21 protein-coding genes and 2 tRNA genes are annotated in these 19,249 nt (G+C 73.0%); 12 read left to right on the forward strand and 11 right to left on the reverse strand.

Going from position 1 to position 19,249, the window contains the following annotated elements:
* Positions 1-21: 21 nt before the first annotated feature.
* Together ABZY13_RS03980 and ABZY13_RS03985 are read right to left on the reverse strand one after the other, a co-directional pair.
* A complete protein-coding gene (locus ABZY13_RS03980; protein WP_356627278.1) occupies positions 22-1,032 on the reverse strand; it encodes an SEC-C domain-containing protein in 1,011 nt (336 codons plus the stop codon).
* A gap of 51 nt (positions 1,033-1,083) precedes the next feature.
* Complete coding sequence (locus tag ABZY13_RS03985) at positions 1,084-2,553, reverse strand: glycoside hydrolase (RefSeq protein ID WP_356627279.1); 1,470 nt, start codon at positions 2,551-2,553, stop codon at positions 1,084-1,086.
* A 286-nt stretch (positions 2,554-2,839) separates the two neighbouring features.
* Here ABZY13_RS03985 and ABZY13_RS03990 point away from each other — a divergent pair, with 286 nt between their 5' ends.
* The 3 genes from ABZY13_RS03990 (at position 2,840) to ABZY13_RS04000 (ending at position 5,024) form a co-directional block, all read left to right on the forward strand.
* Positions 2,840-3,148 carry a DUF6412 domain-containing protein gene (locus ABZY13_RS03990; protein WP_356627280.1) on the forward strand — a complete coding sequence of 103 codons (309 nt, stop codon included), beginning with the start codon at positions 2,840-2,842 and terminating at the stop codon, positions 3,146-3,148.
* A gap of 153 nt (positions 3,149-3,301) precedes the next feature.
* Positions 3,302-4,009 carry a YidC/Oxa1 family membrane protein insertase gene (locus ABZY13_RS03995; protein ID WP_356627281.1) on the forward strand — a complete coding sequence of 236 codons (708 nt, stop codon included), beginning with the start codon at positions 3,302-3,304 and terminating at the stop codon, positions 4,007-4,009.
* Positions 4,010-4,166: 157 nt separating this feature from the next.
* Positions 4,167-5,024, forward strand: coding sequence for a fumarylacetoacetate hydrolase family protein (locus ABZY13_RS04000; protein ID WP_356627282.1), 858 nt, complete (start codon positions 4,167-4,169; stop codon positions 5,022-5,024).
* Positions 5,025-5,160: 136 nt separating this feature from the next.
* Here the strand turns inward: ABZY13_RS04000 and ABZY13_RS04005 are convergent, their stop codons facing one another.
* A complete protein-coding gene (locus ABZY13_RS04005; protein WP_356627283.1) occupies positions 5,161-5,679 on the reverse strand; it encodes a heme-degrading domain-containing protein in 519 nt (172 codons plus the stop codon).
* Positions 5,676-6,761 (reverse strand): Gfo/Idh/MocA family oxidoreductase, encoded by a 1,086-nt coding sequence (locus ABZY13_RS04010; RefSeq protein WP_356627284.1) that lies wholly within the window; start codon positions 6,759-6,761, stop codon positions 5,676-5,678. The genes ABZY13_RS04005 and ABZY13_RS04010 overlap by 4 nt, the downstream gene beginning before the upstream one ends.
* Positions 6,762-6,817: 56 nt before the next feature.
* On the opposite strand from ABZY13_RS04010, the gene ABZY13_RS04015 reads away from it, so the two are divergent.
* The 6 genes from ABZY13_RS04015 to ABZY13_RS04040 all read left to right on the forward strand — a co-directional run bounded on the left by ABZY13_RS04015 (position 6,818) and on the right by ABZY13_RS04040 (position 12,065).
* The gene (locus tag ABZY13_RS04015) at positions 6,818-8,080 is read left to right on the forward strand and encodes an ROK family transcriptional regulator (RefSeq protein ID WP_356627285.1); all 1,263 of its coding nucleotides are present in this window, start codon (positions 6,818-6,820) and stop codon (positions 8,078-8,080) included.
* Positions 8,081-8,296: 216 nt separating this feature from the next.
* On the forward strand, positions 8,297-9,202 hold the full coding sequence (locus ABZY13_RS04020) for a hypothetical protein (RefSeq protein ID WP_356627286.1): 906 nt from the start codon (positions 8,297-8,299) through the stop codon (positions 9,200-9,202).
* A 184-nt stretch (positions 9,203-9,386) separates the two neighbouring features.
* Positions 9,387-9,647, forward strand: a complete 261-nt coding sequence (locus ABZY13_RS04025) for a hypothetical protein (protein ID WP_356627287.1) — start codon at positions 9,387-9,389, stop codon at positions 9,645-9,647.
* Positions 9,648-9,757: 110 nt separating this feature from the next.
* Positions 9,758-10,537: an HAD-IIA family hydrolase gene (locus tag ABZY13_RS04030; protein WP_356627288.1), complete on the forward strand. Its 780-nt coding sequence runs from the start codon at positions 9,758-9,760 to the stop codon at positions 10,535-10,537.
* Between the two features lie 313 nt (positions 10,538-10,850).
* Positions 10,851-11,390 (forward strand): hypothetical protein, encoded by a 540-nt coding sequence (locus tag ABZY13_RS04035; protein ID WP_356627289.1) that lies wholly within the window; start codon positions 10,851-10,853, stop codon positions 11,388-11,390.
* Positions 11,391-11,396: 6 nt separating this feature from the next.
* A complete protein-coding gene (locus ABZY13_RS04040) occupies positions 11,397-12,065 on the forward strand; it encodes a class F sortase (RefSeq protein WP_356627290.1) in 669 nt (222 codons plus the stop codon).
* A gap of 81 nt (positions 12,066-12,146) precedes the next feature.
* On the opposite strand, the gene ABZY13_RS04045 is transcribed toward ABZY13_RS04040, so the two are convergent.
* Positions 12,147-12,220: transfer RNA gene (locus ABZY13_RS04045), tRNA-Lys, on the reverse strand.
* Between the two features lie 206 nt (positions 12,221-12,426).
* On the opposite strand from ABZY13_RS04045, the gene ABZY13_RS04050 reads away from it, so the two are divergent.
* Both ABZY13_RS04050 and ABZY13_RS04055 read left to right on the forward strand, forming a co-directional pair.
* Positions 12,427-13,449, forward strand: coding sequence for an SPFH domain-containing protein (locus ABZY13_RS04050; protein ID WP_356627291.1), 1,023 nt, complete (start codon positions 12,427-12,429; stop codon positions 13,447-13,449).
* 90 nt (positions 13,450-13,539) lie between these two features.
* On the forward strand, positions 13,540-14,145 hold the full coding sequence (locus ABZY13_RS04055; protein WP_356627292.1) for a lytic polysaccharide monooxygenase: 606 nt from the start codon (positions 13,540-13,542) through the stop codon (positions 14,143-14,145).
* A 162-nt stretch (positions 14,146-14,307) separates the two neighbouring features.
* On the opposite strand, the gene ABZY13_RS04060 is transcribed toward ABZY13_RS04055, so the two are convergent.
* The 6 genes from ABZY13_RS04060 to ehuB all read right to left on the reverse strand — a co-directional run bounded on the left by ABZY13_RS04060 (position 14,308) and on the right by ehuB (position 18,369).
* Positions 14,308-14,381, reverse strand: a tRNA-Lys gene (locus ABZY13_RS04060).
* Between the two features lie 100 nt (positions 14,382-14,481).
* On the reverse strand, positions 14,482-15,240 hold the full coding sequence (locus tag ABZY13_RS04065) for an IclR family transcriptional regulator C-terminal domain-containing protein (protein WP_356627293.1): 759 nt from the start codon (positions 15,238-15,240) through the stop codon (positions 14,482-14,484).
* A gap of 145 nt (positions 15,241-15,385) precedes the next feature.
* Positions 15,386-16,168: an ectoine/hydroxyectoine ABC transporter ATP-binding protein EhuA gene (ehuA, locus tag ABZY13_RS04070; protein ID WP_356627294.1), complete on the reverse strand. Its 783-nt coding sequence runs from the start codon at positions 16,166-16,168 to the stop codon at positions 15,386-15,388.
* A complete protein-coding gene (gene ehuD / locus ABZY13_RS04075; RefSeq protein ID WP_356627295.1) occupies positions 16,158-16,808 on the reverse strand; it encodes an ectoine/hydroxyectoine ABC transporter permease subunit EhuD in 651 nt (216 codons plus the stop codon). Before ehuD ends, ehuA begins: the two co-directional genes overlap by 11 nt.
* Positions 16,805-17,452: an ectoine/hydroxyectoine ABC transporter permease subunit EhuC gene (gene ehuC / locus ABZY13_RS04080; protein WP_356627296.1), complete on the reverse strand. Its 648-nt coding sequence runs from the start codon at positions 17,450-17,452 to the stop codon at positions 16,805-16,807. The genes ehuD and ehuC overlap by 4 nt, the downstream gene beginning before the upstream one ends.
* Positions 17,449-18,369, reverse strand: a complete 921-nt coding sequence (gene ehuB / locus ABZY13_RS04085; protein ID WP_356627297.1) for an ectoine/hydroxyectoine ABC transporter substrate-binding protein EhuB — start codon at positions 18,367-18,369, stop codon at positions 17,449-17,451. Before ehuB ends, ehuC begins: the two co-directional genes overlap by 4 nt.
* A 134-nt stretch (positions 18,370-18,503) precedes the next feature.
* Between ehuB and ABZY13_RS04090 the strand changes: the two genes are divergently transcribed.
* Entirely contained in the window at positions 18,504-19,244 is a 741-nt protein-coding gene (locus ABZY13_RS04090; RefSeq protein WP_356627298.1) for a decarboxylase, read from the forward strand.
* The last annotated feature ends 5 nt before the right edge of the window (positions 19,245-19,249 follow it).

The following is a 19,249-nucleotide window of genomic DNA, read 5'->3' on the forward strand; positions in this document are numbered from 1 at the left end:
GGCGACTGCCCCCGCACAGGCCTACTCCCCGTGACACCCCCCATAAGCCTCCCCCGACCCGCACCAGCACCCCGCCCCCGCCTCCGGTGGCCACGCCACTGCCCGTCCCCGGGCCGCGAGTGTCGTCGCGTACTGGGGGAGGAGGGTCGCGTCGGACGGGGAGGCGCCCTCCGAGGCTGCGAAGGCCTCGTAGGAGGGGACCGTGCCCGTCACGATGCCCAGGTTCTCGGTGCCGGAGCCGGACAGTTCGCGCAAGGACTCCTCTATCGACCTCAGATGGGCGCCGTGGGACGGGTACTCCGCCGCCAGCTCCGGGTACGCCGCGACCAGTTCCGTCAGTTCCGGGGCCGGCCAGTGGAGGACGGCGACCGGGAAGGGGCGGGAGAGGGCCTCGCGGTAGGTGCCGAGTTCCGCGCGGAGGCGGGAGATCTCGGCCTGGAGTTCCGCGGGGTTGTCGGAGCCGAGGGACCAGACGCGTTTCGGGTCGTGCAGTTCGTCCAGGGAGACGGGGGCGGAGTGCAGGGAGTCCGCCAGGGTGTCCCAGTCGTCGTGGGGCAGACCCAGCATGCGGCGGACGCGGTGGCGGCCGAAGAGGAGGGGGTGGACCGGCCGCGGGGGCTGCGGCGCGTCCGCGACGAGGAGGCGGGCGCCCTCCGTCAGGGTGTCCTGCGCGGCCTCCAGCTCGTCGTGGGCCTCCAGGGCCTCCGCGATGATGATCCAGGGGGCGGGATCGCGCGGGGCGGAGGCCCGGAGGCCCTCGATGATCGCTCTGGCCTCCGCCTCGTGGCCGTACTCCCACAGGTTCGACGCCTTCAGGGCGCGGACCAGGTGCGGGTTCTCCAGGCCGTCGGGGGACGAGAGCAGGCGGTCGTAGAGGGCGGACGCCGCGGGGCGGTCGCCGGAGAGTTCCCGGTGGGCCGCCGCGCGCAGCAGCAGGGCCTCGGCGTCCTCGGGGTAGAGGCCGGCGGTTCGCTCCAGGCGTGCCGCTTCCGCGGCGTGGTCGACGTTCTCGGCAGGCGTGTCGGGGCGCATGGGGGACACGGTATCGCCGGTCGGTGACGAGAGTGCGGTGACCGTACGTCCTTACGCCGTCACGCCGTCGACCTGCAACGTCTGCACCGACCTCGGCTCGAAGCGGACGCTCACCGTTTTGCCGTTCAGGCGGGTGTCCGTGTGGGCGCGGTAGCGGTCGGCGGCCGGGGCGGTGTTCCAGCGGGGGACCAGGCCCCCCGTGCCGCCGGTCACCGTCGTGAAGCGGGACAGGTCGAAGGTGAGGGTCTGGGCGGACGTGGACGTGTTCACCGCCACGATCACCAGGCGTTTCGCCGTGCGGTCCAGGGCTGCCACGGCGTAGCTCACGCCCGTGTCGAGGATCGTCATGCCGGGGCGGATGTGGCGGCTGAACTGGGCCATGACGTAGTACTTCGGCTGGATCGACGTCGGCTGGAGGCTGCCGGCGTCGTACGCGATCATCGCCCAGCCCGCCGTCGGGTCCATGACCTGCCAGTAGCACCAGGCCGTCGGGTGCAGCCAGCGGAAGTCGTAGCAGAGGTTCGACGCCATGGTCAGGCCCGTGCCGTCGCCGTCGCCCGTCTCGGAGTTCCAGAGCTTCTTGCCGGACGACGTGACGACGTCCGTGTACAGGAGGTCGCGGCGGCCTCCCGAGCCCTGGTAGCCGTGCACGTTGACCTGGGAGACCAGGGCCCTGGTCGAGGCGCCGAAGGATGCCCATGTCGAGCGGGCCGCGTCGTAACTCGTCTCGTCCGAGGCGGAGATGCGCACCCCCGTCAGGCCCCGCTTGTCCAGCTCGCTGCGCATGTACGGGAGTACGGCCGCCTGGACCGCCGGGTCCATGTGGCAGCCCTCCTGGGTGCCGGTGGCCGTCCACCAGCTCGCGGCCGGCTCGTTGAAGGGGTCCACGGTCGCGAAGTTCACGCCCCAGTGCGTGCGGGCGCGCAGGGCCACGGCGGCCAGGTGGGAGGCGTGCTGGCGGTAGTTCCAGGTCTGGAGGTTGTTGCCGCCGTTGGCCGCGCCGGACGGGTTGTGGTTGGAACACATCCACCACATCGGGGAGTTGGCGAACAGCTCGGTGACCGCGCCGCGCTGGACCGCCTTCGACAGCATCGCGCGCTGGTTCGCGTCCGCCGTCCAGTCCCAGGCCGAGGACGCCGGGTCCTCGTTGTTCCAGTCCTGCCAGAAGCCCTCGATCTGCTTGAACGCCGGGATGTTCGGCGACTCGACCATGGTCTCGCCGCCGACGCTGTTCCAGCTGCACGCGCCGAGGTTGTAGCGGGCGATGTTGAGGCCGAGGCCGGGGAGCGCGGTGCCGTCGTACGTGACCGACTTGGTGGTGAAGAACAGGTCGGCGAAGTCCTCGCGGGCGCCGAAGACGTTGGCCCACCAGGCCAGTGAGGTGCCCCAGCCCTCCCAGGCGCCGTACGACGCCGACGGGTCGACGGCGATCGTCGCGTCGGCGTGGGCCGTGCCGGTGGCCAGGGCGCTGCCGAGGAGCGTGCCACCGGTGGCCGCGAGCAGGGTTCTGCGTCGGATCATGACTACAACTCCGCTTCGCTCATGGGGAGCGGGCCGGTCGTCCCGACCGGCCCGTAACGCATGGGGGAGTGCATGCTCGAGCGCGTCGCGGTACGAAGCATCGGGGGTGCGGGCGGGGTTGTCGAGGGTTGTGGCAGCCCTTTCTCTAACCGATGGAGGAAGGGGGTGGCGTCCGAGGTCGTCACCAAGTGGTTGCGGGATCGGGAAACTTGGGGCGGTCGCGGTCGGGTATAACCGAGAGGGGCGCCCGGACAGGCGTCCCGGACTTCGGAGGAGGGGGCGAGCAGTGAACAACCGCGCATGGCCCGCCCTCGCGTTCCTCCTCACCGTCCTCCAGCTCGTCCTCCTCGACGCCGGCGGCCTCCATGCCGCCGTCACCGTCGCCTTCGCCGCGACCGCCGTCGCCGCGGCCGCGCTCGTCGTCTGCTCCGTCGTCGCCGCGCGCTGCGCGCCGGCCGTGCCGCCCACGCGGGTGCGTACGGCGATCCGGGACCGGGACCGCCGTACGGCCTTCCTGCCGCAGCGCGATCCCGACGCCAGGGGGCGCACCCGGCCCCGGGCGCCCGGACACGCCCTCCCTGCGGCCGTCGCGTAGGGCAGACCTTTTCGCATCACTGCGGATCACTACGGATCACTACGGATCATTGCGCGTCGTTCCGTGTCTTTCCGCATCGCGAGTGTGCCCGCGCGGGCCGTCCTGCCGTCCTTTCTCCTTCTCGGCACGACGAGACCCACGGAGGGCTCACCCATGTCCGTTTTCGCCCAGCTGGTCGAGCAACTCGCCCGAGCGCTCGAGCCGTTGTTCCACACTTCCGCGGCCGCAGCCGCGATCGTCCTGTTCACCGCGTTCGTACGGCTGCTGGTGCTGCCGCTCTCGCTGGCCGCCGCGCGGGGGCACAAGGCGCGGGCGGCGCTGCAACCGAAGATCGCCGAGCTGCGGAAGAAGCACGCGAAGGACCCCGAGCGGCTGCAGCGGGCCGTGCTCGCGCTGCATGCCGAGGAGAAGGTGTCCCCGCTCGCCGGCTGCCTGCCGGGGCTGCTGCAGGCGCCCGCCTTCCTGCTGCTCTACTACCTCTTCTCCAGCCCTTCCATCGGCGGTGAGGCCAACGCCCTGCTCGGCGAGCGGCTGCTGGGCGCGCCGCTGGGCGACCGGTGGGCCGACGCGCTCGGCGCGGGCGGGGTGTTCGGGGAGGCGGGGATGGTGTACGTCGTGCTGTTCGCGGTCGTCGCGTGCGTCGCCGGGTTCACCTTCCGGCGTACGCGGCGGATGGTGGCCGCCGGTGAGTTCGGCGGGGGCGACCAGGCGGTGCCGGGGGCGGCGGCCATCGGCAGGGTGATGCCGTTCGTGTCGTTCTTCACGCTCGTCACCGTGGCCGTGGTGCCGCTGGCCGCCGCGCTGTACGTGGTGACCAGTACGACGTGGAGCGCGGTGGAGCGGGCGGTGCTGTACCGCTAGCCGCAAAGGGGCGTGCGGTGCGGGGTTGTGGGCCTCGCCGGCCAGGTCCAGTACGTGAACGGGGTCTTGCGGAGTGGACCTTGCCCTTGGAGGATCGACCAGTCCTCCGGTGGCTGCACCCGCCCGAGGGCGCCCGTGACCGAGGGAGACTGTGATCATGAAGCTGCTGCGAGTCGGTGCGGCCGGGGCGGAGCGGCCCGCGCTGCTGGACGCCGAGGGTGTGCTGCGGGACCTGTCGGGACTCGTGCCGGACATCGACGGAGCACTGCTCTGCGACGACGCGGCCCTCGGCCGGATCCGGGACGCGGCCGACGCCGGGGAGCTGCCCGCGCTGGAGGCGGACGGGCTGCGGATCGGGCCGCCGGTGGGGCGGATCGGCAAGATCGTGTGCATCGGGCTGAACTACCACGACCACGCCCGCGAGACCGGCGCCGAGCCGCCGTCCGAGCCGGTGATCTTCTTCAAGGCCGCGGACACGGTCGTCGGCCCGTACGACACCGTGCTGGTGCCCCGGGGTTCCGAGAAGACCGACTGGGAGGTGGAGCTGGCGGTCGTCATCGGGCGTACCGCCCGCTATCTGGAGTCGGCCGAGGACGGGCTCGCGCATGTCGCGGGGTACGCGGTCGCGCACGACGTCTCCGAGCGGGAGTTCCAGATCGAGCGGGGCGGCACGTGGGACAAGGGGAAGAACTGCGAGACGTTCAACCCGCTGGGGCCGTGGCTCGTGACCGCCGACGAGGTGGGCGACCCGCAGAAACTGGGGCTGCGGCTGTGGGTGAACGGGGAGCTGAAGCAGGACGGGACGACCGCCGAGCAGATCTTCTCCGTGGGGGAAGTGGTGCGCTACGTCAGCCGATTCATGGTGCTGTACCCCGGTGACGTGATCAACACGGGGACGCCCGCGGGGGTGGCCATGGGGCGGCCGGAGCCCAAGCCGTATCTGCGGGGCGGGGATGTGGTGGAGCTGGAGATCGACGGGCTGGGGCGGCAGCGGCAGGTGTTCGGCCAGGCGTGACGGTCCCTCGGGGCGGGGCCGGTCCCCTGGGGGCGCGGGTGACTGTGCGGGCCCGTCGTGGCCTGTCGCACAGTTCCCCGCGCCCCTGAACGCGCAGTTTTCCGCGCCCCTTCAGGGCGTCGCTCGTCCCGGCGTTCTAGAGGTTCAGGTACTCCTCCAGCGCCTCCACCACGAAGCGGTGGTCCTGGAGCTGGGGGAGGCCCGAGACCGTCACCGCGCCGATGACGCCCACGTTCTCCACCGTGATCGGGAAGGAGCCGCCGTGCGCCGCGTACGCGTCCGGGTCCAGGCGGGAGGAATCCTCGAACGTCGTGCCCTTGGCGCGGAACCGGGCGCCCACCAGGTACGACGCGCTGCCGTAGCGCTCGACCACGCGGCGCTTGCGGTTGATCCAGGCGTCGTTGTCGGGGGACGAGCCGGGCAGGGCGGCGTGGAAGAGCTGCTGGCCCGCGCGGTGGATGTCGACGGCCACCGGCGCCTGGCGCTCCTGGGCCATCCGGACCAGGAGGCAACCGAGGTTCCAGGCGTCGTCGTTGGTGAACTGCCGGAAGACCAGGCGGCGTTCCTGCGCCTCCAGTTCCTCGATGCTCGGCGTCAGCTCGGGGGTGATCTTCGGGGTCAGCGGGGTCGTCGCGTGCTTGTGCGTGCTCGTCACAGCGTCACCGTCACTCCGTCTCGGGCCGAACGGCGAGCCGCCTCCAGGACGTCGAGGGCGGCGGCCGCCTCCAGCGCGGTCACCGGGTTGGGGCCATCCTCCAGCAGTGCCTTCGCCACCGCCGCGTAGTACGCCGGGTAGTCGCCCGGCAGGGTGGGCTCGGGCCGGCCGCCGCCGGTCAGCGGGGACTCCCCGGAGCCGACGCGGCCCCACAGCGTCTCGGGCTCCGTGCCCCAGTCGGCGCCGGCCGATCCGGGACGCAGGCCCTCGCGCAGGGCGGCCTCCTGCGGGTCGAGGCCGTACTTCACATACCCCGCGCGCGAGCCGAGCACCCGGAAACGCGGGCCGAGCTGGGCGGTCGTGGCGGAGACGTAGAGGTGGGAGCGGACGCCGCTCGTGTGCGTCAGCGCGAGGAACGTGTCGTCGTCGGTCTCCGCGCCCGGCCGCCGTACGTCCGTCTCCGCGTAGACGGACGCCACCGGGCCGAACAGCACCAGCGCCTGGTCGACGACATGGCTCCCGAGGTCGTACAGCAGCCCCCCGATCTCGGCCGGGTCACCGGACTCGCGCCAGCCGCCCTTCGGCTGCGGGCGCCAGCGCTCGAAGCGGGACTCGAAGCGCCACACGTCGCCCAGTTCGCCGGCGTCGAGCAGCCCCCGCAGGGTGAGGAAGTCGTTGTCCCAGCGGCGGTTCTGGAACACGGAGAGCAGCAGGCCCCGCTCCTCGGCGAGCGCCGCGAGCTCCCGGGCCTCGGCCGCCGCGCCCGCGACCGGCTTGTCCACGACGACCGGCAGGCCCGCCTTCAGGGCGGCGGTGGCGAGCGGCACGTGCGTCTTGTTCGGGGACGCGACGACGACCAGGTCCAGCTCGTCCGCGCGGTCGAACAGTTCGTCGGCCGTGGCGGCGACGCGTACGTCCGGGAACTCGGCGCGGGCCTGCTGCTGCCGCTCGGGGTTCGAGGTGACCACCGTGTCGAGGGCGAGGCCCTCGGTGGCGGCGATCAGCGGGGCGTGGAAGACGGAGCCGGCGAGGCCATACCCGATCAGGCCCACGCGGAGGGGAGTACCAGTCGTACCAGTCATGGCACCCACTTTCGCAACGCTGTTGCCAAAGTGCAAGCGGTGAGGAAAATGGGGGTGTGAACAGGTCGAACGCGGTCTCCCCGGTCCCGTCCGCCGCCGCGGGGGTCAACCTGCCGGCGCTGCGCAGCCACAACGCCGCCCTCGTCCTGGACCTGCTGCGCACCGCCGGCTCCGACGGCATCTCACGGCTCGAACTCGCCGACCGCACCGGTCTCACCCCGCAGGCCGTCAGCAAGATCACCGCCCGGCTGCGGGCCGAGGGGCTGGCCGCCGAAGCGGGGCGCCGCGCCTCCACCGGGGGCAAGCCGCGCACGGTCCTGCGCCTGGTGCCGGACGCCGGGCACGCGGTCGGCGTCCACCTCGACCGGGACGAGCTGCGGGCGGTGCTGGCCGACCTGACAGGGGCCGTGGTGGAGGAGCGGAGGGCCCCGCTCGGGCTGGGCGCGGGCGCGGACGCCGTGGTCGACGGGCTGGTGGGCGAGGTGCGGGCACTGCTCGCGGACGCCGAAGGGGCCGTGCGGCGCGGGGCGGTCCTCGGTGTCGGGGTCGCGCTGCCGGGGCCGCTCGACCATGCGCGCGGGGTGCTCCACCGGGTCACCGGGTTCCCGGAGTGGGACGGCTTTCCGCTGCGGGACGCGCTGACCGAGCGGCTCGGGATGCCGGTCGTGGTCGACAAGGACACCAACGCCGCCGCGCTGCGGCTGGCGGTCGGCGGGGGCCTCGACGGGGTGGCCGACGGGGCCTTCGCGGGCGGGGAGGGGTCCTGCGTCGGCGGCGAGGGCGGTGCCGTCGTGGCCGAGGGCGGGTCCTTCGTCGGAGGGAGTGATTCCTTCGTCGGCGGGAGTGGTTCCTTCGCCTACCTCCACCTGGGCACGGGACTCGGCGCCGGGCTGGTGATCGGCGGGCAGGTGCACCGGGGGGCGCGGACCGGGGCCGGGGAGTTCGGGCACCAGGTCCTCCAGCTCGATGGGCCGCCCTGCACCTGCGGCGACCGGGGCTGCGTCGAAGCGCTGTGCCTGGCCGCCGTGGCGCGCGGCGACATCGGCGAGGCGGCCCGCGTGCTCGGCGCGGGCGCCGCGAACCTCGTCGGGCTGCTCGACATCGACCTGGTGCTGCTCGGCGGCCGTACGGTGACGGCGGCGCCGGACGTCTTCGTGCGCGGGGTCGCCGAGGTCGTCGGGGCGCGCGCCCGGCGCGAGGGCGGGGGCGGGGGCACGGCGGAGGCGGTGCCGGTGCGGGTCGCGCCGGGCGGGGAGCGGGCGGTGGCGGAGGGGGCGGCACAGTTGCTGCTCGCGCCGCTGTTCGGGCGGGGGGAGTGAGAGGGGTCGGGGTCGGCCGTTCCGGGCGAGGAGGAGCGCCTGGGACTCCCTGTCCGGGCGGGGCGTCCGGGCTCCGCCGCCCGCGCGGGCGTGAGCGCCCGACGCCACCGTCCGGGCGAGGGAAAACCCCCGCGGTGCACTGATCGGGCGTCGTTGCTCCGCCATCCGGAGCGGTGGCCGCGCGGACGTCACCGGTCGCGCCCAGGTTGGGTGTTCATGCGACTGCGTACGTCCGCCCTGCTCGTCCTGTCCCTCGCCCTCGCCCCTCTGGCCCCCCTCCCCGCCCACGCGGCCCCCCACCCCGACCCCGCCCCCGACTGCGCCGCCTCCACCGCCCGCCGCTTCCCCCTCACCACCCGCATCCACGGTGGCCCCGACTCCTACGCGGCCGGCGGCGGCCACGGCGACTGGTCCCTCGACCTCACCAACACCACCGACCGCCCCTGCGCCGGCGTCCATCCGGTGGTCGTCCTGGTCGACGAACGGCGGGACCTGAAACCGGGTCAGGTGAGCCTGGAGTTCTCCGACGGTCGACGCGCGCACCGGGTGCGGTTCGAGGCGACGGAGGAGGATGAGCTGGTCGGCGCGTTCGGCGGCCGGTTCCCGGGGTTCACGGTGGCGCCGGGGCGGACCCTCACCGTGCGGGTGAGGCTGGCGATCGCCTCCGACGCCGTACCGAACGAAGTCACCGCCAACGCGGCGGTCGTCCGGCGGCGTGCGGGGGACGGCGACTGGGTGGGGCAGTCGAACGACTACCGCTTCCGCATCGAGGGCGGCGACACCGAGGCGGGCGACGCCGACGCCGTCGAGCCCGGAGAGGCCGCAGGCCGAACGGCGCCGGGCGATCCGGCCACGGACTCCCGTCAGGACCCGCCCCCGTGGGACCCGCGCCCTTCCCCGGGCGCCCCCGCTTCCGCCACCCCGACCCCCGACGCCTCCCTCCCCCTCACCGAGGAACCCGCCGACGGCCTCGCCGACAACCCCGGCGGCGGACCCACCGACGCCCTCACCCACCGCCTCGCCGCCACCGGCCTTCCCGCCCGTCGCGGCGCCCTCGCCGCGACCGGCGTGCTGTTCCTCTCCGCCGGCAGCGTCCTGCTCCTGGCCAGCCGACGCCGCTGACGCCGACCTCCGACGCCGCTGAACGTCCCGGTGACGGGCCTGTCGTGCCGTTCGGTGACACCACCCGTGCCATCGCGGAGTCGCCGACCGACCAGCCGGCCGGCGGGCGCGGGTGTGGCCGAACAGCCGGCCGGGATGCCGGCCTCGCCTGCTTCGACTCCGCCCTGGCCGGTGCGGCCACCCGGTGACCGGCGGCCGCACCGCCATCCTGACCTGTACGACCTTCCGCCGGCAGGAGAACCCGCAGAAGGGCGAGGTCACCGTCTCCTACGACGGTGGGGCGCCCGTCACCGTGCGCACCTGCACCGCCGACGTGCCCTCCCGCACCGGGACGGTGACCCTCCAGGTCCCGGCCGGCACGTCCACCGCCCGCGTCCGGTTCCGCCGCACCGCGGGCGACAACTGGTTCCGGGTGATCGACGGGGTCCGTTCGGCGCAGTCCTGACTAGGCTGAAGGGCGTCGGTACGCCGTGGTTCCGGCGCCCTTCCCGCACGTACTGCAGGACGTCTCGGCACGTACTTGCACGACCCACGCACGCCAGGAGTTCGAAGCACATGGCAGAACGCAAGCCGATCGAGTCGTGGCTCACCGACATGGACGGTGTCCTGATCCACGAGGGCGTGCCGATCCCCGGCGCCGACGCCTTCCTGAAGAAGCTCCGCGACACGGAGCGGCCGTTCCTCGTCCTGACCAACAACTCGATCTACACGCCGCGCGATCTGCACGCCCGGCTGCGCCGCATGGGCCTCGACGTGCCCATCGAGAACATCTGGACCTCCGCCCTGGCCACCGCCAAGTTCCTGGACGACCAGCGGCCCGGCGGCTCGGCGTACGTCATCGGCGAGGCCGGTCTGACCACCGCCCTGCACGACATCGGCTACATCCTCACCGACCACGAGCCCGACTACGTCGTCCTCGGCGAGACCCGCACCTACTCCTTCGAGGCCATGACCAAGGCCGTACGGCTGATCAACGCGGGCGCCCGCTTCATCTGCACCAACCCCGACGAGACCGGCCCCTCCACCGAGGGCCCGCTTCCGGCGACCGGCGCCGTCGCCGCGCTGATCACCAAGGCGACCGGGAAGAAGCCCTACTTCGCGGGCAAGCCCAACCCGCTGATGATGCGCACCGGTCTGAACGCCATCGGCGCCCACTCCGAGACCAGCGCCATGATCGGCGACCGGATGGACACCGACGTCCTCGCCGGCATCGAGGCCGGGATGCAGACCTACCTGGTGCTCACCGGCCTGACCCGGCCGGAGCAGGTGGAGAACTTCCCCTACCGGCCGTCGAAGATCGTCGACTCGATCGCGGACCTCGTCGAGCGGATCTGACGGTTCGCGCCGGATACGCCCGCGATCGGAACCGACGGGTCGTGGGGGATACCCCCGGGATGGGAACCGACGGGTCGTGGGGGATACCCCGGGGATGGGAACCGACGGGTGACGGGTCGCGGGGGACACGCCCGCGATCGTGAACCGACGGGTCGCCGGGGGACACCCCTCGACCGGACCTGACGGTTCACGGGGGGACAGTCCCCCTAAACCGGACAGGCGGCAGATCTCACCCGAGCGGAGCAACCCCGGTGCCGTCGAGGATGCGGTGCCGGGGCCCGCGGGGGAGCCTTCGGACAACTGGAGGTTCACGATGGGCTCACTGCCACTCACTGTCCGTGCCGGCGTCCTCGCCGCCGGCCTCGCCGTGGCCGCCCCGCCGGCGCACGCGGCCGGCGGCGGGGTCTCGGTCAGTCCCTCCACCCCCGCCCCCGGCAGCGACCTCGCGCTGCGGGTCACCGGCTGCCCCGGCGCCACCGGCACCGCGGCCTCCGCCGCCTTCGTCGCCGACGCCCTGCTCACCGGCGCCGAGGGCACGCTGACCGGCGAGACCCGCGTCCGCTCCATGCTCACGCCGGGCACGTACGAGGTCCGGGTCGACTGCGCCAGCGAACGAACGCCCAGGACGCTCCGGGCGGCCCTCACCGTCGCCGGCGCGGACGCCCCCTCCGCCCCCGCCTCCCCGGTCGCCCCCGTCACCGCCGGAGGGGGCGGTGCGGCCCGCCTCGCCTCGGTGGACGCCGCCGAGACCGGCCCCAACATCGCCCAGACGGTGACCGGCCTGGTCCTCGCCGGCGTCGCCGCCGTGGCCGTGGTGCTCACCGGCGCCCGCCGGAGCCGCAGGACGGACTGAACGGCCATGCACGACCCGGAACACTCCACCGGCGCCGGCCGCCTGGTCATGGGCCTGACCTGGGCGGCGCTGCTGCTCGGGCTCTGGCTGTGGGGACAGGGGGCGACCGACGTGCCGCACGGGACGGCCGCCGCCCCGGCCACCGGTGACATGGCCGCGGCCGGCCGCCCGCCCCGCGCCGCCCTGCCGTCCGCCGCCCGGCCCCTGCCCGACGCCCTGCCCCAGCGCCTGGACGTCCCCGCCCTCGGCGTGCGCGCCCCGGTCGTCGCCCGCGGCCTCGACCGGCGCGGCGCGCCCGAGCCGCCGCCCTACGACCAGTCCGGCGTCGTCGGCTGGTACGCGGCCGGCGTCCGGCCCGGCGCCAGGGGAGCGGCGCTGCTGGTCGGGCACGCCGACACCGAGACCCGCCCGGCCGTCTTCCACCGCCTCGACCTGCTGCGGCCCGGCGAGCGGGTCCGGGTCGTCCGCGACGACGGCACGATCGCCGAGTTCACCGTCGAGGACGTCGCCGTCCTCACCCGCGACCGCTTCGACGCCCACCGGGCCTACGGCGTCCGGCAGCCCGGGCGCGCCGAGCTCCGGCTGATCACCTGCGCGGGCGTCTTCGACCGGGAGACCCGGAGCTACTCGGCCAACGTCGTCGTCTCGGCGTATCTCACGGGCGCCGGCCCCTGACGGCTCCGGCCCTTGACCGGCTCCGGCTGTTCCCGGGCAAAGCGAAAGGCCCCTCGCTGCTGCGAAGGGCCTTGCTGTCGGTGCGCCGCCAGGGACTCGAACCCCGGACCCGCTGATTAAGAGTCAGCTGCTCTAACCAACTGAGCTAGCGGCGCCTGCTGACGTCGTTAACTCTACATGACCTGCGCGGGTGCCCCGGACCACCGGCCGGGGTCCGCGAGGGGGCGGGAAGCGCCCGGCGCAGGGGACGGGGGCGGCGTACATCATTCGGACCGTCAACATGCGAGCCGGAAAGACAGTTGTGAAACTGATCGTCGTGCACCGTCCTGGACGTCTCCGCCCGGAGTGTGAGGGGAATCGCATGACGGCTCCGGCATCCGAGCACTTCGATCCCCCGGCGGACCGTCGCGACGTCGAGGCGGTCCGGTCGGCCCCGGCCCGTGCGGCCCGGCTCATCCACACCGAGGCGACCACCGAGATCCCCGTCCACCTGCTCTTCCGCGACGATCCCGACCCGGTGGCCACGCCGCCGGGGCCGTCCGTGGTGGGCAGCCGGCAGGGGAGCGGGGAGCAGCCCCGGGTGCGCCGCCCGGTCCCGCTGCGGGCCCGCCCGGTCCCGCGGGTCGACCCGGCGCTCACCGAGCGGCCGGGGCGGGTGCTGCCCGGCGCGGCCGGGGTGCTCGCCGGCGCGGCGGGCGCCGCCGGGTGCGCGGTCACCTCCTGGTGGGCGGGCGTGCTGCCGCCGGTCGCCGTGGCCGCCCTGGGGCTGCCGGCGTCCGCCGCGACCGGGCCTGGACCGGCGCAGTGGGCGTCGTACGCGGGCGCGGGCGCGCTCGCCCTGTTCGGCTTCGGAGGGCTCGCGCGCGGGCGCACGGGGCGCGCCTGGGTGCTCGGGCTGTTCGGCCGCTACCGGGGGACCGTTCGGCACACCGGCCTGATGTGGGTCAACCCGCTGCTGCTGCGTCGCCGGGTCGACGTACGGCTGCGGCACTGGCGCAGCGAACCGATGCCGGCGGTGGACGCGAGCGGGGTCGCGCTGCGGGTGGTCCTGCTGGTGGTGTGGCGGGTGCGCGACACCGCGCGGGCCGCGCTCGGAGTCGAGGACCACGAGGCGTACCTGCGCGCGTGCGTGGAGGCGGCGCTGGTCCGGGTGCCGGTGGAGGCGCCGGGCTCGGGGCGGGGCACGGTCGCGGCGGCGGGGCAGACGCTCACCCGGCTGGCTGCGGCGGACACGGCGCCGGTCGGCCTGGAGGTGTTCTCGGTGCTGCCGGTCCGGGTCGAGTACGCCCCCGAGGTGGCGGCGGAGAGGAGCCGGCGGCGGATCGCCGCGCCGGACGACGCCACGGCGGGGTTCTGCGCGAGGTGTGGTGAACCCGGTCCGTGATTGGTATGGACATGTTCAACTCACGGCAATAATCTGAACTTGGTCTAGACCTGCAAGCTCAATGATCCTCCCCACATCAGGAGCGGCAGTATGCGCAAGAAGACCAAGTTGTCCGTCGCGATGGTGGGCCTGGCCACCACGGGAGCGCTCGTGCTCTCGTCCGGCGGCGCCAGCGGTCACGGCTACACCGACCTGCCCATCAGCCGGCAGAAGCTCTGCCAGAACGGCACCGTCACCAACTGCGGCAACATCCAGTGGGAGCCGCAGAGCGTCGAGGGCCCCAAGGGCTTCCCGGCCGCGGGCCCGGCCGACGGGCGGATCTGTTCCGGCAACAACACGCCGTTCGCCCAGCTCGACAGCCCGCGCACCCCGTCGGGCGGCGCCTGGCCGGCGACGAAGGTGACCGGCGGCCAGAGCTACACCTTCCGGTGGCAGTTCACGGCCATGCACGCCACGAGCGACTTCAAGTACTACATCACCAAGCCGGGCTGGAACCAGAACCACGCCCTCGCCCGGTCCGACCTCAACCTCACCCCGTTCCTGACCGTCCCCTACGGCGGTCAGCGTCCCCCGCAGACCCTCTCCCACAGCGGAACACTGCCGACCGGGCTCAGCGGCCGGCACGTGATCCTCGCGGTGTGGACGGTCGCGGACACGGCGAACGCGTTCTACGCCTGCTCGGACGTCACGTTCTAGCGGTGACGTTCCGGACGTAATGGTCCGGATGTAATGGTCCGGACGTAATGGTCCGGACGTAATGGTCCGGAACGTGACGCTCTGCACGTCACGTTCCGGACATGGCGTTCCGGTCGGGACACGCGAAGGAGCCCCCCGCTCTCGCGAGGGGCTCCTGTGCTGTGCGCCGCCAGGGACTCGAACCCCGGACCCGCTGATTAAGAGTCAGCTGCTCTAACCAACTGAGCTAGCGGCGCATGACTCCCGCCGTCCGCTCCGCGCGGTCGGCGACGAAGAAAATAGTACCTGGTCCGCGGAGGTGCTTCCGACCACCGCGGACCAGGCACCGGCCTGCGCCTACACCGTCAGCGACAGGAGCATCCCGGCCGCGTTGCGGTTGAGCGTGTCCGCCGCCTGGCGCAGGCGGTGGGCCTGCTCCACCGGCAGCGACAGCGCCAAAGACCCCACCGAGGCGCCCGCGGTGATCGGGACGGCCGCGCAGACCGTGCCCACCGCGTACTCCTGGAGGTCCAGCACCGGCGCCGTGGGCGGCTGGGCCGAGAGCCGGGACAGCAGCAGCCTGTCGCTGGTGATCGTGCGCGACGTCAGCCGGGCCATCCGGTACCGGGCCAGATGGTCGCGCCGGCCCGCGTGGTCGAGCTGGGCGAGCAGGCTCTTGCCCATGGCCGTGGCGTGGGCGGCGTGGCGGAAGTCCACCCACTCGTGCGCGGCCGGCGCCGCGGGACTCTCCGCGTACTGGTCGATCCGTACCTCCCCGTCGACGTACCGGCCGAGATAGACCGCGGCTCGTACCGAGTCGCGCAGCCGGTTGAGGTTGTGCTGGAGCTGCTCGCGCACGGCCTGGTCACGGCCGTGCGACGAGCCGAGGCGGGCGAGGGCGCCGCCGGTGACGTACGCCCCGTCGGTCACCTGCTCGACGTAGCCCTCGCGCCTCAGCATGAGCAGGAGCGTGGTCAGGCGCTCCGGGCTCATGCCGGTGTGGCGGGCGATCTGGGTGTCGGTGACACCGGTGGAGTGCCGCGCCACCGTCTCCAGGACGCGCAGGGCGTCCTGAGCCGAGTGGTACGGCGCGGTCGGCTCGTGCTTCAGCGCCACGGTTTCCCCCTGTGCGCTTGCTGTCTTGCCGTAATCCGGACGGCGGATATGTCCTCACGATAGCCGTGGGGGAGTGCGCCGTAGGTGAATGTCGAACGGATTACGCCCCGAGGGACGGCCGCACCCGGGTTGGCATATGCCAACGTCACAGCACCGCGCCGAGGAACTCCCGGGTCCGCTCGTGCTCCGGGTCGGCGAAGATCTTCTCCGGCGTCCCCGACTCGATGATCCGGCCCGAGTCGAACATCAGGACCTGGTCGGAGATGTCCCGGGCGAAGTTCATCTCGTGGGTGACGCAGAGCATGGTGATGTCGGTGCTGCGCGCGATGTCCCGCAGCACGTCCAGCACGCCCGCGACCAGCTCCGGGTCGAGCGCGGAGGTCACCTCGTCCAGCAGCAGCACCTGCGGCCGCATGGCCAGCGCCCGCGCGATCGCCACGCGCTGCTGCTGGCCTCCGGACAGCCGCGAGGGCCGGGCGTCGCACTTGTCGGCCAGCCCGACCATGTCCAGCAGCTCTCGGGCGCGCGCCTCCGCCTCGTCCCTGGACAGACCGAGGACGGTGACCGGCGCCTCGGTGACGTTGCGCAGGACGGTCATGTTCGGGAACAGGTTGAACTGCTGGAACACCATCCCGATCTTCTTGCGCACCTCGCGGCGCCGCTTCTCGGAGGCGGGGAACAGCTGCTCCCCGCCGACGGTGATGGTGCCCTCGTCGGGCTTGGTGAGGGTCATCAGCAGCCGCAGGATCGTGGTCTTGCCCGATCCGGACGGGCCGATGAGGGTGACGTGCCGGCCCGCGTCCACCGAGAAGTCCAGGTGGTCGAGGACCGTGTTCTCGCCGAACCGTTTCGTCACCCGGTCCAGACGGATCAGCGGGGACCGCTCGGGGAGGGCGTCGGCCGGCTGCTTGCTGCTGTCAACGGACAAGACGTCGCTCCAGGGTGCGCAGAAGAAGGGAGGCCAGGTACGAGACGACGACGAAGGCGACGCCGATCACGGTGAGGGGCTCGGTGAACCGGAAGTGCTCCTGGGAGAACAGCCGCGCCTGACCCAGCATCTCCAGCACGGTGATCGCCATCAGCAGCGGCGTGTCCTTGAGCATCGACATCACGTAGTTGCCGAGCGCCGGCACCACCCGGCGGACCGCCTGCGGAAGGATCACCGCCCGCCACGTCCGCGTCACCGGCAGGCTCAGCGCCGTCGCCGCCTCCCACTGACCGGCCGGCACCGCCTCGATGCCGGCCCGGTAGACCTGCATCGTGTACGTCGAGTAGTGCAGCCCGATCGCGAGGACGCCGGTGGCCATGGCGGAGAAGGCCAGCCCCCACTCCGGCAGTACGTAGAAGAGGAAGAACAGCTGCACCAGCAGCGGCGTGTTGCGCACGAACTCCGTGAACGCCCCGACCGGCCAGCGCACCCAGCGGGTCGGCACGCGCATCAGCAGCGCCCACACCAGCCCCAGGGCGAAGGAGATCAGCGAGCCCAGCACCAGCGCCTGCAGGGTGACGGCCAGGCCGTCCCAGAAGTGCGGCATGAAGTCGCGTACGGCTTGCCAGTCCCAGTTCACCGGGCCACCCCCGCCTTCAGCCGGCGCTCCAGGCCCCGCATCAGCCGGGTGAGCACGAACGCGATCAGGAAGTAGATGACGAGCACGTACGCGTAGATCTCCGCGCTCTCCTGGAGGGCGAGCCGCACCAGGTTGCCGCTGAACGCCAGATCGCCCATGCCCATGACCGACACCAGGGCGGTGCCCTTGAGCAGCTCCACGAGCAGGTTGGAGAAGGAGGGGATCATCTCGGGCACGGCCTGCGGCAGCAGGATCAGCCGCATCCGCTGCCAGGGCGTGAAGCCGAGCGCGATGCCGCCCTCCCGCTGCGCGGGGTCGACGGCGTTGAGCGCGCCGCGCACGATCTCCGTGCCGTACGCCCCGTAGGTCAGGCCGAGCGCGAGCGTGCCCGCCCACAGCGGCACCAGCTGCCAGCCGAAGGCCAGGGGCAGCACGAAGAACACCCAGAAGATCATGACCAGCGCCGAGGTGCCGCGGAACACCTCGGTGTAGAGGCCCGCGAGGAAGCGGACGATCCACAGCCGGTGGGTGCGCGCGACGCCCACGACGAAGGAGACCGCCGTCGCCAGCAGTCCGCTGAGGACGAGCAGCTGGATCGTGACCCAGACGCCCCCGAGCACCAGTTCCCACAGTCCGGAAGTCATCCGCCGCACAGCTCCTTCGCGGTCAGCTCCGTCATCTCGGCCTCGGTGAACCCGAACGGCCTGAGGATGCGGAGCAGCTCGCCGCTGTCCTTGAGCTTGTGCAGCTCGACGTTGAAGGCGTCGCGCAGCTTCGTCTCGGTGGGCCGGAACGCGAAGGCGCCGCCGTCGATGCGCGGTTTGCCGTCGACGACCGGCTTGAACGGCTCGGTCGCCTCGGTCCTCGGGGACTTCTTCACCACGTCGCGGGCGGTGACCGCCGTCGCGGCGAACACGTCCACGCGCCCGGCCTCCACCGCGTTCAGCCCGGCGACCTGGTCGGGGACGATGAGGAGGTCGCTCTCCGCGTACCCGGCCTCGACCGCGTACTGGATCTGCGCGTAGCCGGTGCCGGTGGCGAACCGCGCCTTCTTCGCCACGACGTCCCGGTAGTCGCGCAGCCCCAGCGGGTTGCCCTTGCGCACGACGAACGAGTCGAGCATCTGGTAGTCGGGGTCGGCGAAGATGACCTGCTCGCAGCGCTCCGGGTTGACGTACATGCCGGCGGCGACGACGTCGAACTGCTGCGAGTTCAGCCCGGGGATCAGCGAGCCGAACTCGGTCGGCACCGGCTGGACCCGGTCCACCCCCAGCCGCTTGAAGACGACCTTGGCCAGTTCCGGCGCCTCGCCGGTCAGCTCGCCGTTCCTGTCGATGTACCCGAAGGGGATCTCCCCGGCGATGCCCAGCCGGACCACGCCCGCCGCCCGGATCCGTTCCAGCAGGTCACCGCCGTCCCTGCCCGACTCGGTCGCCACGCGCGAGCAACCCGAGGCGCCGAGCACGCCGAGCGCGGCCGCTCCCGCGAGCAGCGAGCGACGGGTCGGACCTGGCGGGCGGGGTCTGTTTTCGGCTGTCCCTGTTCCCTGTGGTGAAGCCATGGGCGCGCGGCTACCCAGAGTCCATTCCGCTTATGCGGACGGCTTTGGACGGCTTTCGGGCGAAGGCGGGTACCCGAGGCGGTGCCGCTAACGGCAGGACCGGTACCACTCGCAGGGATCAGCAGGAGGCTGACATGACCGCACTCGGAATTCTCTACCCGGGGCATCCGGCCGAGGACGACTATCCGCGCATCGAGCAGCTCCTGGGCAGTGACATCCGGGTCGACCTCGTCCGCACGGAGGGCGAGGAGCGGTTGCGGGGGGCTACCAGGGAGGACGTGCTGCGCGAGCTGGGCGCCCCGCAGCGGCTGGCGGCGGGCGTGGAGGAGCTGCGGCTCGCCGGGGCGGAGGCGGTGGTGTGGGCGAGCACCGAGGGCAGCTTCGTGCACGGCTGGGACGGCGCCCTGGAACAGGCGCGGTCGCTCGCGGTCGCGGCCGGCATGCCGGCCTCCTCGACGGCGATCGGCTTCGTGCACGCGGCACGCGAGCTGGGGGTGCGCCGGGTGGCGGTCGGCAGCACCGCCCCGCGGGAGGTGACGGCGCTGTTCGGCCAGTTCCTGCGGGCGGCCGGCCTCGAGGTGGTCTCCGTGCGGGCCGGCGCCGGCGGGGCCGCGGCGGACGGGGCCGGCTGGGGCGAGGCCGAGCTGCGGGGGCTGGTCGGCGAGGCGGACCACCCGGACGCCGAGGCGCTGCTGCTGCCCGACGCCGCCCTGCGCACCGCCGCCCACCTCACCACCCTGGAGCGCGGGCCGGGCAAGCCGGTCCTCACCGCCAGCCAGGTCACCGTGTGGGAGGGGCTGCGCCTGGCGGACCGCCGGGTCAACGCTCCCGTCCTCGGCGCCCTCTTCACCCGGGAGCCGCTCGTGCAGGCGTGAGGCCG

The organism is Streptomyces sp. NPDC006610, from assembly GCF_040611575.1.
GTDB lineage: Bacteria > Actinomycetota > Actinomycetes > Streptomycetales > Streptomycetaceae > Streptomyces.

Excerpts from the sequence above, each read along its gene's own strand:
- ABZY13_RS03980 (WP_356627278.1), bottom strand. The coding sequence starts at position 1,032 with ATGCGCCCCGACACGCCTGCCGAGAACGTCGACCACGCCGCGGAAGCG.
- ABZY13_RS03985 (WP_356627279.1), bottom strand. The coding sequence starts at position 2,553 with ATGATCCGACGCAGAACCCTGCTCGCGGCCACCGGTGGCACGCTCCTC.
- ABZY13_RS03995 (WP_356627281.1), top strand. The coding sequence starts at position 3,302 with ATGTCCGTTTTCGCCCAGCTGGTCGAGCAACTCGCCCGAGCGCTCGAG.
- ABZY13_RS04000 (WP_356627282.1), top strand. The coding sequence starts at position 4,167 with ATGAAGCTGCTGCGAGTCGGTGCGGCCGGGGCGGAGCGGCCCGCGCTG.
- ABZY13_RS04010 (WP_356627284.1), bottom strand. The coding sequence starts at position 6,761 with ATGACTGGTACGACTGGTACTCCCCTCCGCGTGGGCCTGATCGGGTAT.
- ABZY13_RS04020 (WP_356627286.1), top strand. The coding sequence starts at position 8,297 with ATGCGACTGCGTACGTCCGCCCTGCTCGTCCTGTCCCTCGCCCTCGCC.
- ABZY13_RS04030 (WP_356627288.1), top strand. The coding sequence starts at position 9,758 with ATGGCAGAACGCAAGCCGATCGAGTCGTGGCTCACCGACATGGACGGT.
- ABZY13_RS04035 (WP_356627289.1), top strand. The coding sequence starts at position 10,851 with ATGGGCTCACTGCCACTCACTGTCCGTGCCGGCGTCCTCGCCGCCGGC.
- ABZY13_RS04040 (WP_356627290.1), top strand. The coding sequence starts at position 11,397 with ATGCACGACCCGGAACACTCCACCGGCGCCGGCCGCCTGGTCATGGGC.
- ABZY13_RS04050 (WP_356627291.1), top strand. The coding sequence starts at position 12,427 with ATGACGGCTCCGGCATCCGAGCACTTCGATCCCCCGGCGGACCGTCGC.
- ABZY13_RS04055 (WP_356627292.1), top strand. The coding sequence starts at position 13,540 with ATGCGCAAGAAGACCAAGTTGTCCGTCGCGATGGTGGGCCTGGCCACC.
- ehuC (WP_356627296.1), bottom strand. The coding sequence starts at position 17,452 with ATGACTTCCGGACTGTGGGAACTGGTGCTCGGGGGCGTCTGGGTCACG.
- ehuB (WP_356627297.1), bottom strand. The coding sequence starts at position 18,369 with ATGGCTTCACCACAGGGAACAGGGACAGCCGAAAACAGACCCCGCCCG.
- ABZY13_RS04090 (WP_356627298.1), top strand. The coding sequence starts at position 18,504 with ATGACCGCACTCGGAATTCTCTACCCGGGGCATCCGGCCGAGGACGAC.